Source organism: Flavilitoribacter nigricans DSM 23189 = NBRC 102662 (assembly GCF_002646595.1).
GTDB lineage: Bacteria > Bacteroidota > Bacteroidia > Chitinophagales > Saprospiraceae > Flavilitoribacter > Flavilitoribacter nigricans.
Genome location: NZ_PDUD01000024.1, coordinates 151,104 through 165,428 on the forward strand (window position 1 = coordinate 151,104; position 14,325 = coordinate 165,428).

12 protein-coding genes are annotated in these 14,325 nt (G+C 50.8%); 2 read left to right on the forward strand and 10 right to left on the reverse strand.

The genetic code is table 11. From position 1 onward, the window contains the following. The first annotated feature begins 2 nt into the window (after positions 1–2). On the forward strand, positions 3–356 hold the full coding sequence (locus CRP01_RS19835; RefSeq protein WP_099151831.1) for an iron chaperone: 354 nt from the start codon (positions 3–5) through the stop codon (positions 354–356). A gap of 41 nt (positions 357–397) precedes the next feature. Here CRP01_RS19835 and CRP01_RS19840 read toward each other — a convergent pair whose 3' ends face one another. Both CRP01_RS19840 and CRP01_RS19845 read right to left on the reverse strand, forming a co-directional pair. Further along, positions 398–1,444, reverse strand: a complete 1,047-nt coding sequence (locus CRP01_RS19840; RefSeq protein ID WP_099151832.1) for an aldo/keto reductase — start codon at positions 1,442–1,444, stop codon at positions 398–400. Positions 1,445–1,688: 244 nt separating this feature from the next. Further along, positions 1,689–3,911: a patatin-like phospholipase family protein gene (locus tag CRP01_RS19845; protein ID WP_099151833.1), complete on the reverse strand. Its 2,223-nt coding sequence runs from the start codon at positions 3,909–3,911 to the stop codon at positions 1,689–1,691. Positions 3,912–4,402: 491 nt separating this feature from the next. On the opposite strand from CRP01_RS19845, the gene CRP01_RS19850 reads away from it, so the two are divergent. After that, positions 4,403–5,452 carry an endonuclease/exonuclease/phosphatase family protein gene (locus CRP01_RS19850; RefSeq protein ID WP_099151834.1) on the forward strand — a complete coding sequence of 350 codons (1,050 nt, stop codon included), beginning with the start codon at positions 4,403–4,405 and terminating at the stop codon, positions 5,450–5,452. A gap of 60 nt (positions 5,453–5,512) precedes the next feature. On the opposite strand, the gene CRP01_RS19855 is transcribed toward CRP01_RS19850, so the two are convergent. The 8 genes from CRP01_RS19855 to CRP01_RS19890 all read right to left on the reverse strand — a co-directional run bounded on the left by CRP01_RS19855 (position 5,513) and on the right by CRP01_RS19890 (position 14,307). After that, positions 5,513–5,845 carry a hypothetical protein gene (locus CRP01_RS19855; RefSeq protein WP_099151835.1) on the reverse strand — a complete coding sequence of 111 codons (333 nt, stop codon included), beginning with the start codon at positions 5,843–5,845 and terminating at the stop codon, positions 5,513–5,515. A 115-nt stretch (positions 5,846–5,960) separates the two neighbouring features. Continuing rightward, positions 5,961–6,326: a four helix bundle protein gene (locus CRP01_RS19860; protein ID WP_099151836.1), complete on the reverse strand. Its 366-nt coding sequence runs from the start codon at positions 6,324–6,326 to the stop codon at positions 5,961–5,963. Positions 6,327–6,358: 32 nt separating this feature from the next. Beyond that, positions 6,359–9,028: a carboxypeptidase-like regulatory domain-containing protein gene (locus CRP01_RS19865; RefSeq protein WP_170110460.1), complete on the reverse strand. Its 2,670-nt coding sequence runs from the start codon at positions 9,026–9,028 to the stop codon at positions 6,359–6,361. Positions 9,029–9,034: 6 nt separating this feature from the next. Continuing rightward, positions 9,035–9,802, reverse strand: coding sequence for a GLPGLI family protein (locus CRP01_RS19870; RefSeq protein WP_099151838.1), 768 nt, complete (start codon positions 9,800–9,802; stop codon positions 9,035–9,037). Between the two features lie 36 nt (positions 9,803–9,838). Then, positions 9,839–10,585, reverse strand: coding sequence for a GLPGLI family protein (locus CRP01_RS19875; RefSeq protein ID WP_099151839.1), 747 nt, complete (start codon positions 10,583–10,585; stop codon positions 9,839–9,841). Positions 10,586–10,665: 80 nt separating this feature from the next. Beyond that, positions 10,666–10,935 (reverse strand): hypothetical protein, encoded by a 270-nt coding sequence (locus tag CRP01_RS19880; protein ID WP_099151840.1) that lies wholly within the window; start codon positions 10,933–10,935, stop codon positions 10,666–10,668. Then, positions 10,932–11,402: a hypothetical protein gene (locus CRP01_RS19885; RefSeq protein ID WP_143473460.1), complete on the reverse strand. Its 471-nt coding sequence runs from the start codon at positions 11,400–11,402 to the stop codon at positions 10,932–10,934. The genes CRP01_RS19880 and CRP01_RS19885 overlap by 4 nt, the downstream gene beginning before the upstream one ends. Before the next feature lie 211 nt (positions 11,403–11,613). Beyond that, on the reverse strand, positions 11,614–14,307 hold the full coding sequence (locus CRP01_RS19890) for a carboxypeptidase regulatory-like domain-containing protein (RefSeq protein ID WP_099151842.1): 2,694 nt from the start codon (positions 14,305–14,307) through the stop codon (positions 11,614–11,616). Positions 14,308–14,325: the final 18 nt, after the last annotated feature.

Sequence of the window (14,325 nt, forward strand, 5' to 3'; positions counted from 1 at the left end):
CCATGGAAGCAGTAAAAAACGTTGACGCGTACATTAAAAAATTTCCAGCCGATATCCAGGAGCGGTTGCGCGCGATCCGAACGATCATCAAAAATACGGCTCCTGATGCCAAAGAAATGATCAGCTACGGAATGCCGGCCTACAAGCTGAACGGAAAACCACTGGTCTATTTTGCCGGATATAAGAACCACATCGGGTTTTACGCCACTCCGAACGGGCACGCCGCTTTTCAGAAAGAACTCTCAGCTTATAAACAGGGAAAGGGCTCCGTGCAATTTCCGCTCACGGAGCCCCTTCCTTCGGACCTCATCAAAAAGATCGTGGTCTTTCGAATAAATGACGTTACGAATAAATAGTAGATGTAGCGCCCGGCAGCAACATCCGAAACCAGGGTGAGTTAGAATTTAACGCCCAGGTTTTCGATCTGTCCGCGGCGGTCTCTACCCTGGCGATACAGCATCCAACCGGGGTACTCTTCCGGCAGACGGCTTACCTCGTCCAATTGCTGCAGTTCTTCTTCGGTAAAAGTGACGTCTACCGCCTGTAGATTATCTTCCAGCTGTTCCATTTTTTTGGCGCCGATGATCACCGTCGTCACCGCTTCCTGCTGCAGCAGCCAGCCCAGGGCCAGCCGGGCCACGGAAATCCCTTTAGCCTCCGCCATCGGCCGCATCACATCGAGAATATCGAAGGCACGTTCCTTATTGACCGGTGGGAAATCGAAGTTCACCCGGCGGGCACCTTCCGGTCCTTCTCCGTCGCGTTTGAATTTGCCGCTGAGTAGTCCCCCGGCCAGCGGGCTCCAGACCATCAGGCCTACTTTCTGATCTTTCAAAAGTGGAATGACCTCCCGCTCCAGATCGCGGCCGGCAATGGTGTAATAGGCCTGTAGCGATACGAATTTAGCCAGGTTACGGTGTTCCGAATAAGCCAGCGCTTTCATAATGTGCCAGGCCGCCAGGTTGCTGCAGCCGATGTAGCGTACTTTCCCGCTACGTACCAGATCATCCAGCGCGCGCAGGGTTTCTTCCAGCGGAACAAAGGGGTCGAACCCGTGGATCTGATAGAGGTCAATGTAGTCGGTATCCAGGCGGCGCAGACTATCTTCTACTTGTTGGATAATGTGGCCCCGGCTCAGACCGGTTTGATTGGGCCCTTCACCCATGGTGCCCCTCACTTTAGTGGCGATGACCAGTGATTTCCGGTCCAGCCCTAAATTGCGGATGGCTTTACCCGTCATTTCTTCGGATAAACCTTCGGAATAAACGTTAGCTGTGTCGATAAAATTAATGCCGGCATCTACCGATCGCTTTACCAGTTCATCTACCGGCTTTTGATCCAGTTCACCGATGGCGGTCCAAAATCCGCGACCACCGAAAGTCATGGTGCCCAGGCATAGTTCGGAAACCAGCAGGCCCGTGTTTCCCAGAATATTGTATTTCATGACATTGACTTTTTACCGCCAACATGCTGTGCAGCGCTTTGCGCGATAGTTATCATCCGATCATTTCCACCAATTTATGAGTAGCAAGACCGCAACGGTCAGTAAGACCATCCGGCAGGTAATGAATGATGGTACCGGGGCAAGCACTTTCCCGGTTAAAACTGCACGGAATGTTGACAATGGGTTTTAATACCCGCATAACAAGTCCGGGCGGTCAGAAGTTTTAAATCCCCGCCCTTAGCCATCAGAAACGGTAGCCGGCGGTCATGGAGAAGTTAAAACGCCCCAATTCCAAATTGTATTCGGTCGTGAAACGCAAGGGGCCAAAGGGTGTCAGGCCACCCAGTTCCAGGCCCACACCATTGGTCCAGTCGGAAAGGTAGTTGCCGGAGTCCAGTGCCCCCGGGAAAAACCGCCCTTCACTCGATGCGTACCAGAGGGTATTGTAAGTCAGCCCGATAAAGGTGCTGCGGGTAAGCCGAGTGCGCAACTGGAGTCCCGTACTCGCAAAGGCCGTAACGGGCAATTCCATAAATCGCAGGCCGATGATCTCGAAGAATTGTTCTTCGTTGGGCAATTCCCGTCCCAGGTACAACTGATTCAGAAAGGCCTGCTGGCGATAGTTCACCGCGCCGGCACCGTTGAGCCAGGATAACCACCAGTTCTTCCCGAGGGGAAACACCTTGTGCAGTCGCGCGGTGATCATAATATTATCGGCCAAAGGAATGGTGCCGCCGGTTTCATCGTTCTCCGTTATGCGCCCACCGAACGTCCACTGGGCACGCAGGGTCGTCAGTGATCCGTCGGTTGGGAAATAAGTTCGATCGTAAGTATCCCGGCTGAGTTTTAGGAACATGCCGACCTGTTCGGAATAGGATTCATCGTTCTGCCGGCTGAAGAATTTCAGATTCTGCGAAAGCCGTTCCGCAAACAATCCCGCTTCCATAGACCAAGTACGGCTGATCCCGGAGATGAAGGATAGTCGGGAGCTGAAATGGTGGAAACTAAACTCGTCTACCAGTCTCCACTCCTCGTATTTCTTTCCAGGGAAAAAATTGATGCCACCGTGCCACTTCAGACCGATACTCGGAGAAGAACGCGTGTAGACCAGATAATCCAGCAAAAGGGCGGGGTTTTCCGACACCCGGACATCGGTAGACAGAATTGCTCCCCGAAAACCCAGATTGCGACCGGTCAGATTAAGCAGTAAGCCGGCTTTGTAATCGGTATCGTAATTCACTCCGGTGCGAAAGTACCAGGCCGGCGCTGCGCTGGCCGAAAACACCAGCCGGTAACCATCGGCAACGGGCTGCAATTCGTAATCCACCAGCTTAAAGAAACCGGAAGCATACAGGCGACTGATCTCATCACTCAATTGTTCGAGGGTAAATACCCGCGGGATGTGCGCGTGAAACAACTGGTTCAGCGTGCGCCGGGTCATTGCTTCATCGCTTTTGAAAGCCACTTCCGTTACCATAAAGCTATCCCGCTGCAGATTATGTTCGCACCGCCAACTGGGCATAGGCAATTCTACCCCCAACGAATCCAGTTGGGCCAGCAAGCCGGGTAAGGCCTTACGAGCCGCTTCCTCACCGCGCAGGATCAGGGAATCCGCTTTATCGTAACTCAGGGTGGAAAAACCTTCCAGATCCGGCATGATGAGGTAATCAGCCAGTTCGCGCTGCTTCATGGTGGAGGAAGCGGAACCAAAACTGCTCGTCTGATCCAGCACCGTGAGGACGGAGGTGATCTCATCTCTTTCGTACAGCGGGCTACCGACATCAACGCCCAGCACAAAATCCGCTCCCATATCGAAAGCGTCCTGCACCGGGAGATTGCGTACGACGAGGCCGTCTACCAGCAATCTTTCCTCGTACTCTACCGGTTCAAATGCCGATGGGATGGACATACTCGCCCGGATAGCCCGGCGCAACGGGCCGCTGCTAAAAACGACGGCTTCTCCGTTTTCCAGATTGGTCGCAACGCAACGGAACGGCAGGCAGAAATTATCGAAATCCGGAGTGCCGTGGGCCGATGCGGTCAAGCCGGCCAGCAGCGTTTGTATCTTTTTTCCCTGGATCAGTCCCCGGGGAAGTTTCAGTTTACCATCCTGAATAGCAAAGGTCAATTGATAACGATCAGCCCGTGCCTTCTCCTCGACCGGCAAAAATGCACGTGGGTAGGTGTCGTTGAAATAATCGTTCCAATCCAGGCTGGTCGCAAATTCCCGCAACTCTTCCGGGCTGTAGCCGATCGTATACAAACCTCCCACAATGCTCCCCATACTGGTACCCGTCACCAGGTCCGGGTAGATCCCGTTCTCTTCCAGTACTTTGAGGACACCGATATGCGCCAGCCCCTTGGCCCCGCCGCCGGAAAGAGCGAACCCCAATTTGGGCGGAGTATTTTGCCCGAATGTCAGTATCGCAAAGAAAAGGCTAAACAGAATGGATAAATATTTCCTCATAGTTTTTTGGCAATTGAAGATCCAAAATTACGAAACCTTTAAAGGACAGCGCTAAACTGCCGCTAAATTTAGACCCGCTATTTCCCTAATGGCTACGACCACGATCTGTAGGTAAGCTGTTCTTGAGCTCTCCCATCGAACCATCGCCACACAAGCAACTGAAATTCAATCGCTTACCAGTACCTAAGCCAGAAGGAAAAATCTACGTTACTCCAAGCTCCGTAAAAGCAAACATACCCGCTGAAAAACAGGTTGTTATAGGTAATTCCTCCTAAGCAGTTCAGGCCTGGAAATGGCCTACCGCCTAAAAGGATCACAAGCAATTTTAAAGCAGCAGTAGCAACTTCGGATAACCGTCGTACTCCAGCAGGTAGTTTAGCAACTCCAAGGTCTTTTAAAAGGTTCAATTTATTGGGGCCGTTATTGTACGAAACAGGTACCCGCTGCTTACCCAGATCAAAGAGTCTCAACTTTTATAAAATCAAACCAAAGTGAAAAAAATCGTCGGATATGTAGGAGCTTTTTCCATTATCGCAACCCTATTACCCTTTATTCCAACCCCGCACTGGTCGATCAGGATATTTGATTTTCCGCACGCCCAGGTCAGCCTGCTTACGGCGCTCAGCCTGGTGGGCGTTTTGTATTACTATTCTCTAAAAAGTATCCGGGGATCCGTACTGGCGGCTCTGCTGTCAGCTGCGCTGCTGTATCAGATCACCCTGATGGTGCCTTATACTTTTCTGGCAAAACCGCAGGTCGTGAAAACCGACGGAGAAGATATTGAGGGATCACTGAGCGTACTTTCCGCAAATATCTACATGGAAAACCGTCAGTCGGACCGCTTACTGGAAAAAGTAGAAGAATACAATCCGGATATCGTACTGCTGTTGGAAACCGATCAGTGGTGGGCCGATGCCGTATCTTCCCTTAAGCAGGACTATCCTTATTTCGTAGAAGTACCGATCGATAATACCTACGGTATGCTGCTCTATTCCCGGCACAAGCTGATCGACCCCGCCGTGGAATATCTGGTAAAAGATGATATTCCATCCATTCATACGGAAATGGAATTAGCGTCCGGTGCGCGGATCAAACTGTATGCCATTCACCCCGAGCCTCCTACCCCTACCGAAAGCGAGAGCAGTACTCCGCGGGACGGTGAACTCATGATCTGTGGAAAGATGGTAGTCAAGGATACCCTGCCGGTAGTAGTTATTGGGGATCTCAACGACGTAGCCTGGTCCAGTACGACCCAACTGTTTCAGGAAGTCAGTCAGCTACTGGACCCCCGTATCGGCCGGGGTTTCTTCAATACGTTTAACGCCAACTACCCTCTGCTCCGCTGGCCGCTGGACCACGTTTTCCATTCGGAAGATTTCAAGCTGGTGCGCATGGTGCGGCTGCCGGATATTGGTTCGGACCACTTTCCCATATTTGCTCACATATCTCTGGAACCCGAAGCGGTTTTCCAGCAGGAACCGCCTAAACCTACCGCCGAAGACCTGAAAGAAGCGGAAAAGAAGATCGAAGACGTGCAATAAAAAAGCAGCCGGAAGATCCGGCTGCCTGCTCCAAAAATGAGTATTGAATAAATGAAATGCCTATCGGTAGAGCAACCTTTTCACCTCATCGTATTTGGCTTCGGCGATCTCCATAATTTCATCGCAATCTCCGGTAACCGTAAAGCTGGCTTCGATCCCGGTGCCGGAAGTCCCCAGCTTAAACTTTACCGTAACGGAACATTCGGCATCTTCATCCAGGTCGTTGATGAAGCTGTTCAACGATTCGTGGAAGTCGCCTTTCGTTTCCAACGAATAAGTGGTTTGTTCCAGGCTCACTTCTTCGGCGGCAAAGTTGCCGGCCGGAGCGGCATTAGCGTAAGTCATTACATTCATCGCCAGTGCAAGCAGGAGTAGAGAAATTCTGATTTTCATGGTAAAAGATTTTTAAGTTATAGAAATGAATAATTGCCGAATGGGAATGCCGTGAGAGGTGAGGTGTGAGGAGCGGAGCGTGAGCGATGAGGAATGAATAGTGAGTTTCGTAAGATCAGGAAATCTGCAGGTTCCGGCGATGCGTCGCCATCACTTTTAAAATTTCCAGTGCTTCTTCGTAAATGGGTCCCAGATGCTGTTGTTCATGGGGCTGTATGCGCTTTAAGAGATCTAGCCAGAGCAGGGTCTGATCGCTGGTTTCCACTACGGCATGCAGCTTCTGGTAACGCTCGGTCCGGGAATTAGCCCGGCAGGCGGCCCTAAAACCGGAGGCTGTAGAGGTTGCACTCAGGATCAACTGTCGGCCGAGTAGCTGTATTTCTTCACTGGACTGGTCCAGCTTGCTATACCAATCGATGATGGTCAGCGATAGGTTTTCCGTTCTTCGCCGAAACTTTTCATTGAAGTCAAAAGATGTCATATACCATACTTTTTATCGTGATCAACCAATTATCAGAACCGAAAGCCCAGACTCAGAATTAGCATTCGGGGGTTTAACCGCCACTGCTGAAAACTGTACGATTCGCCGTTGAAGTTCTGCAGGTTATACCCACGGGTATTCCATAAATTATACACATTGAAACCCAGTCGAAAACCGGATCCGAAACGGTATTCCGACCGCAGTCCGCCGAGGTAAAAAATACCGGCAGGCTGTCCCTGGTTTTGCGTGAATACCTGACGCGTACTCAATCTGAGCAGAAAGTTCGACCCCGGTTTATAGACCAAAAAGTAGTTGAGGTTGGTCCTTTTATTCGGCTTCACCGCGGACGATCCGGACCGGATTTGCTGGTAAACGCTCCAGCTTTGTTCTCCGCTCAACCCGAAATCCAGGGGTCCGTCAAAGACGGTGGTGTAACTGAGCGTCACCGCCCGGTTGGTCAGTACCACTGCTTTGGGAAGTCCCTCCGGGTCGATCACAAAGGTCTGATTGATCCCGCCGTAAAGCTGCAGTCCGATACTGGCGGACAAAGCCGGTAAATACTTATCCAGATCTCCGTTGAAACTCCAGACGTGGCCCCCATTTATCAGTTGTTTTTGCCGGATCCCGAAGAGCCCGTCGTAAAAGTAGCGATCCTGAAAAGCCCGGGAATTATTCGTGTACAATATGTTTGCGGACCATTCCAGGAGCTTGGCATTATTGCTGTGATTGATCGCAAGCACTCCGGAATAACTTAAAAACTGTGTGATCCGGTCTGTACCCAACAGAATGCTGCGGTAGGATGCCCAGATCGGTCCGGTGATCAGGTGCTCCATTTCCGGCATTTCGGATGCCACGCTGCCGTTCAGTAAAATTGCCGTTTTTTTGCTGAGCTGATAGTGTAGCCCCGAGCGCAAGCCGGGATAAAACCCGGTATTCAATTGTATCTCCTCATCCGGCTTTTCCAGGCTGGCTTTCCGGTATCCCAGTTCCAGCCTGGAGAAAATCCGGGCTTTGCCTAGCTGGGTAGAAAAGGAGCCGATCAACGCCAGGAGATGTTGCCGGTAATCATTTTGCAAATGTTCCCGAAACTCCAGATCCTGACTCAGCAAGCTATTGGCGGAAGGACTGGCTTCCACCCGGTCGGTTTGTAGGCGGTATTTTAAATTGAGCGCGTATTTTAGAGGCCCGCTTTTTCCCAACAGACTTGCCAACAGATCGGCATCCTTTACGATATGTTCATACTTTTGGTCAATGTCATTTTGCGGTGCCTGGCCGCCTGGTGCCTGACGGAAGTAAAAATCCTGCGTCTTCCGGTTGTTCACGTAGGCTCCGTCGAATACCAGCACCTGCTTATTTTTCAATTTGCTCACCCAGTTCAAACGATGGAGATGGGTGTAAGCCTGATTCTGCAAAAATTGCTGTATCGTATCTTGCTCCGGTAAGAGCACAGTGGTCCCGGCCTGAGCGGCAATCTCATTGATCCCGACCCGAAAGTTGTATTTCATATTGGACCGCTCCGCAAGCTGAGCCAGGGCTTCCACATTCCATTCCAGGCCTTCATTTTTTTCGGAATAAAAAGAACGATCTTCGTATTCGTACTGATTGCCCAGGTTCAGGTCCCGGTTGTAGCTGTACTGATCCAGGTTCCAGCGATCTTTGAAGCCCAAGCCGTAAGTACGGATCTTCAGTTTATCCCCGGGATTCAAGATCAGGTTGGTCGCTCCCTGGTAAATGTTCCCATTTTTTATTTCTTCTTTTCTGAGTTCGAACGGCCGGTAGTTGGGCAGATGCACCAGATAGTCCGCCGGCCGGTAGTATTCGTAGGGAGCGTCCAGGCTAAAACCCTCCTTGAAAAGACTCGACAGGTCCAGCAGTGATCCGGAAGTGTTCCCGGCATCTCCCACCAGTACGCCTTTGTGCTTTTTGTAGAGACTGAAAAGATTGACCCTCGATTCGTACTTTTCGGGTACACCCGCTCCGGCCATACCATCACCGAAAAGCAGTTTTTTCCGGTCTTCTTTTATGGTAATGTTCATGGCCAACTGATCCGATTGTTGCACTTCCTTCAATAGCTGATTCTCCACGTAGTGATCGATGAACTCGATCTCATCTATTACGTCCGCACTTAAACTCCGGGTACCGATGGTATACTTCTGCCCGAAAAGCTCATCGTCTTCCAGCAGGACCTTATCCACCATTTTTCCTTTGTAATAGATGGTACCGTCGTCACTTACCGACACGCCGGGCAATTTTCTAACCAGATCTTCTATGACCTGTTCCGTGCCATCCGAAAAGAATTCGGACTGGTAGGTGACTGTATCCCCGGTGGTTTTGTAGGGTATCCTCGAATCCGAGATATCGACTGTATTCAATTCAAAAGTGGTCGGTTGCAATTCGAAGTCGATCTGCCGGTCGGTTCCCGCAGGGTCAAATTCCACCAGCACGGTATCCGGCTGAAAACCCAGGGAAGACGCGACCAGCAAGCCCTTCGGCACCTCCAACATCAGCCGATACTGTCCGGATTGATCAGTGGTAGTGAAGGTAAGTACCTGTTCGCCACTTTCATTCCACCAGACCACGCTGGCAAATTCGATCGGCTCCCCGTTTTGATCGCGGACCGATCCGCTTATTTCCTGGCCGTTCACCACTCCTGGAAAACAGAGCATCAATACACCGAAAAGAGTTTTTTCCAAAGCGCGCATATCCATTTATTTCAAATATTCCCAGGACTTATATTTTAAATCGAAATCAATATTGAAATCACCACCGTTGCTTTTCATCCGGGCTTCGATGAACTCGAAGTACTGTTTAGTCTCCTTTTTGTTTAAGTCCAGGAATTTAGTGAGGGACACCTTCCTGCCTTTGGAGGCCGGCTTACTGATCGGCACACGCTCCAGTTGCCGGATCGCTTTGAAAAGAAAAACGACTTCCTTCTTATCGTCGTAGGCCTCCAGGATCAGCCCCGGCAATCCACCCAGTTTCCAGGGGCCGTTGGCCAGCGGTATGCCCGGCGCAAACCAGGCCGTATAGTGGCGTCCGCGATGTTCGCAGCGCGCTTTTTTTACCGGCATCCCCTGGATCACCTTAGTTTCCGGCGTAATTTCCCACTGCATTGGATGGACTTCGTCCTCGATCAGGTATTTGTTTTCCTGAATGCTGATCTGGAATTCCGTCAACATTTTTCCCGGCAGATCTTTGTAGATCCAGTGCTCTTTGTCTCCCAGCCAGATCGTCAGGCTCAGTTGCCCGGGATTGTTTCGCTGATCACTGGCAATATCATCCTGGGTCAGGAATACGAACAGCGATTCCCGCGAATTACAGTGCAGTCGATAGGAGAAATTTCCCTCCAGGTATCCGCCATCGGCAGCGTCCAGGGGTCTGTAATATTCCACTTCGATCACCGGTTGTGCCGAGCTGTCGGTCGCAAACAGGATGCTGAAGATCAACAGCAGCAGGCTCAGTATCACCTTATTCATGTTCTTGCTATTAAGGTTAAAAATGTGTGTTAGGTCTTAATCCAGGCGTTCCCACAACTCAAAAGCGCCGGTCTGATAGCTGACGGAAGCGCCTTCCTTCCTCAACCTGGCGTTCAAAAATTCAAAATACTGGGTAACCTCCTTTTGGTATAGTCGCTGGTAGGACGGAAGGTCTATTTCCGGCTGATCCGTTTCCGGTTCCACAAGCGCCATTTCACTGGCCGACTGGAGCGCCCGGAAAAGGAAGACCACTACTTTGTCATCATCGTACGCTTCCAGGATCAGGCCCGGCAGGCCACCCAGTTTCCAGGGACCATTGGCCAGGGGAATACCCGGAGCAAACCAGGCGGTATAATGACGGCCCCGAAATGTGCCGCGTGCCTTTCTTACCGGAATGCCCTGAATAAATCGCTCCTCTTTCAAAATTTCCCAGTGGATAGTAGGCAATGCCTCCCGGATGATATACTGTCGCTCTCGGATCGACGTGACCAGGCTGGTCAGCCGGGACTGCCGCATCTCTTTGAAGATCCAGCTTCTACCCGTAGCGTAATTGAGCGTCACGCTCTGTTCCGCCGTATTGAGGTAGACACTGCGCGGGGTCTCCTCTTTGAAGAAAACAGATCGCTCCGTTCCACATTTCAGGGTGAAGATCGTTACCTTTTGGGCAGCGGGATCCTTTGCTTCGGCATCCGGTGTATAGTATTGAATTTCAATTCCAGATTGGCTTCGGCCCGGAATCACCAGTTGTATACTGCATAAGAGCAGCAGGATAATGTTGCGCATATCAAGACGATTGAAGTCAGTTTGAAAAACGTCTGGACCATACCTCTATCGCATAGGTCCAGACTATCCTAAACCCAGTATTAATAAGCGATTCGGATCTCCCGTTCGATGATATCTTTCTTCATGGCGGCGGCAGCCTCTTCACAGGTTTCCGCTTCTGCCGTCAGCGTAATCTCCATCCTCATGCCGTCAAAGTTGGCGTAGCCGGTGATGGACAGGAAACAATATTCAGCCTCAATGCTTACTGGCTGCAAAAGTGTGGTGTCACTACGAGTGGCTTGCTCCGAAGCGGTAACCGCTCCTAATCCATTAAGTAATACACCAAAGAAGATCGCGAGTAAAATTTTCATAATGTCGAAGTATTTAGGTTTGAAATAATTCTGAACAATACACTGTATCCCTGCTCCTTTTCCAGGATGCGGTAGTTGCCGGCCTGTAATTTTACGCGATAACCTATTCTGTGGATCAGTCCATCGGAGAAAGCAATCTCGTTTTCCAGTCGAAAAAAGCTCCCATCGAAATGGGTTTGTATCGTCTTTTCCGTCATACTGTCCCGGCTAAAACAGATCAGGCAAAATCCCGCATGGGGGATCATAAGCCAGCCTTTTCCGGTACCGCAGCGAGCCGCGGATCTGCGCATCCAGTCACTCTCGTCGATGTCCAAACGGCAAATACCGTGGTAACGACAATGGTACTTAGGCATGCCGAACCGCACATCGACGCCGACACCCGTCCGAAAAGACCAGGCATCCGCGGGCGGCCTGCCGGTCTTCCGAACGATCTTCAACGGACTAGTATGAATTTTCAGTGATTTCACGGCAACTTGCTTGGTTTACAGTGGAGATCCGATGTTATAAATACTTCGGATCTTTCGAATACAAAGTTGCCGGTTTTAGGAGGGCGGGTCACGGACAGTTCAGCGGTAAATCTTACCCACAGATCGACCGTTTTCAGGGCTATACTACCGTCAGAGATCCGGCGTAGAAATAGGTAAAATCGATCTTGCCCCGGTGGACTGAAATAGCGGTTCAGAATCGAAACTGAAGCTTCAGTAAAGCATAACGGGGGATCAGCCGGAAGGACACCTGGGCAATGTCGGTATCCGTCACGGTATTGGCCATAAACACCTTATTATCAAAGATATTGTTGATCAGGAAAGTCAGCAGAAGGCCTTCTTTTTTGAAGTTGTATTGTAGTTCGAGGTCCGAAAAGTAGGCGATTTGTCCCGGTTGGAAGCTGCGCCGGAAAGTATAGCGGTCATTTTCCCAATGGAGGGAAAATCGCTTACCCAATTGTATTTGGATATCCAGAAAAGTTCGTTCGATTTTATTACTTCCGGACGCATTGTAAATGCTGGCCTGCTGATTGAATCCCGTATGGAAATTAAAAATACCGGCAAATACAGAGCGAATTTCTCCACCCAGGCTGATTGCATCCAGATGAACCTGCCGCAGTGCCCCATCGTTCAGCGCGTTCTGGTAAGTGTTCCGGGCGTAGGAGGCTGTCAGTTTTACATTACTACCCAAAGATTTGAAATATTTGTCCAGAGAAAGCCCCGCGTTGAGGAAGCCGGCATTCTCCAGGATAGTACCCGAGGCCTGGATCAACTCAGGACCGATCTCGGTACGGGAACTGAAATACTGGTGCGCTTTGGCGTAGAGTATATTGGCATTGAATAAAAAACTACTGCTCCAGCCACCGTAAGCATAATTAGCAAATAAAGTACTGGTCTTTAGCGGTTGCCAGCGGTCTGCGCCCTGCTTTAGGTTCCGGTAACCGGTGAGTACCTTGCCCGAAAAAATATCCAGCAGGCTCGGCAGATCCGTACCGTAGGTGTAGCGACCTACGATCTTATTCTTTTTGTCGGGTTCCCACTTAAAACCAATTTTCGGAATCAGGTAGAGGTCCCGGTATTGCCCGGGAGTAGGTTGTTCGCGGTTGAGATCATCGCGGCGGGTGAGCAGATAATGTCCCTCCAGCGTACCGCTCAGGCTAAACCGGGAGGATAGCTGGTGCCGGTAGGCGGAAGCCGCCCACAGGTCGGTTTGTCCGAGTTTCAGGTCATTGGTATAGGTATCCGCGGGTATTCCCAGTTCCAGGGATTGCTCAAAGGCCGAAAGATCACTACGAAAATACTGTGTAGAATGAGTCAGCCCCAGTCGGTGTTCCCAGTTGGCCGCGCCCTTTTTACTCAGTAATTTTGCCGTCAGTCCGCTGACATTGACCCGGTTTCGGCTCAATTGCTGCAGGCTGTCCACCGTGTGATCATCGTTGAACAGGCCGGCAAATGCAGCGTTCCCCACCCGGTACCACTGGGGTTTGTCTTCCCGACCGTAAAAAGCGTCCAGCAAGAGCACCTGGCGATCATTCAATTTACGCGTGTAGTTCAGTCGCTGTTCCAGCGTTTGCTGATCATAGTCCAGACTTTCCAGGATACGGTCGTCGTTAAACTGCAGTTGGCTGAAGGCCCCGGATGTTGCCCGGGAATATTTACCGGTATAGTCCAGGCTTTCCTGTTCGCCGATCTCGTGCCGGATATCCAACTCGATCGCGGCCGCCTTTTGCCGGTTGCGCATTTGAAAGCGCTCCTCAATACTCAGGTTACCGTTCGGCAGGAAGTATTCCTGCTGCATATCGCGGAAGAAATCCGACTCATCGGCCGAAAAGTAGGCCATACCCCGGATCTTGGTCTTTTCGTGTGGGGAGTGGATGAAATTGAGGGACGTAAATTCTGCATTGTTGAAGTTCACGCGTTCGGCCTTCAGCTCCGGTACCTGGGGTCGGCGTTCGATCAAATAACGGGCGCCCGATTCGGCTCCAAATACGCTTTCCTCACCGGATTGGTAGGCATTGGCCGGCAAAAAATCAGAAAAATCTCCGTTCGGATCCTTACCGGTATTATTCATATTGGTGAGCGAATAGAATTTCCAGTCGCCCAGAAAGGAAATGAGATTAATGCGGGATTCGTAGAATTCAGCGGCGCTGTGGCCAAGCTCCGCATTGCCGAAAAACACGGCCACCCGTTCCTTATCTAGGGTGAGATTTACGGCAACTTTGTCGCTATCTTCAATATCTTTCAGCAATACATTTTCGTGGTAATCATTCAGTACCTCAACATTGTCGATCAGTTCGGCACTGAGGTTTTTAGTAAGCATTCGGTAGCCTTTTTTGAAAAGATCGTCTCCTTCGACCATGACCTTTTCAATGCTCTTGCCGTTGATCCGGATCCCTCCGTCTTCGGCCACTTCGAAGCCGGGGAGCTTTTTCAACAGATCTTCAACTACCGCTTCGCTGCCGTCCGCAAAAGAAGCGGCATTAAAGATCAGGGTATCTTCCCGGATGATGATGGGCACTTCGGCCGTAACGGTGACTTCCCGCAAGGTGTAATCCTGAGCTTCCAGGATGATATCCCGTTGCATACCCGCCGCCGTCAGGGCTACCGATTCCCGGTAGGCGGTATAGCCCAGACTGACCACATTCAGGATAAAATGCCCGGGAGTATCGTGTTCCAGCAGGAATTGTCCCTGTTCATCCGTGCCGGCAAAAGCCAGGACCGTGGTCGTATCCGCAGTTTGCAGATACACATTGGCAAAAGGAATTATTTCCTGCGCGGTATTGCGAACCGTTCCCTTAATGGTGATCTGTCCACGGACCGCAAAGCCCAGGAGCAACAAAACGATCCACAGGCCCGCCCGGCGGGCAATTGCTACGGCATTTTTCATAAGGCAGCGGATTAGCGA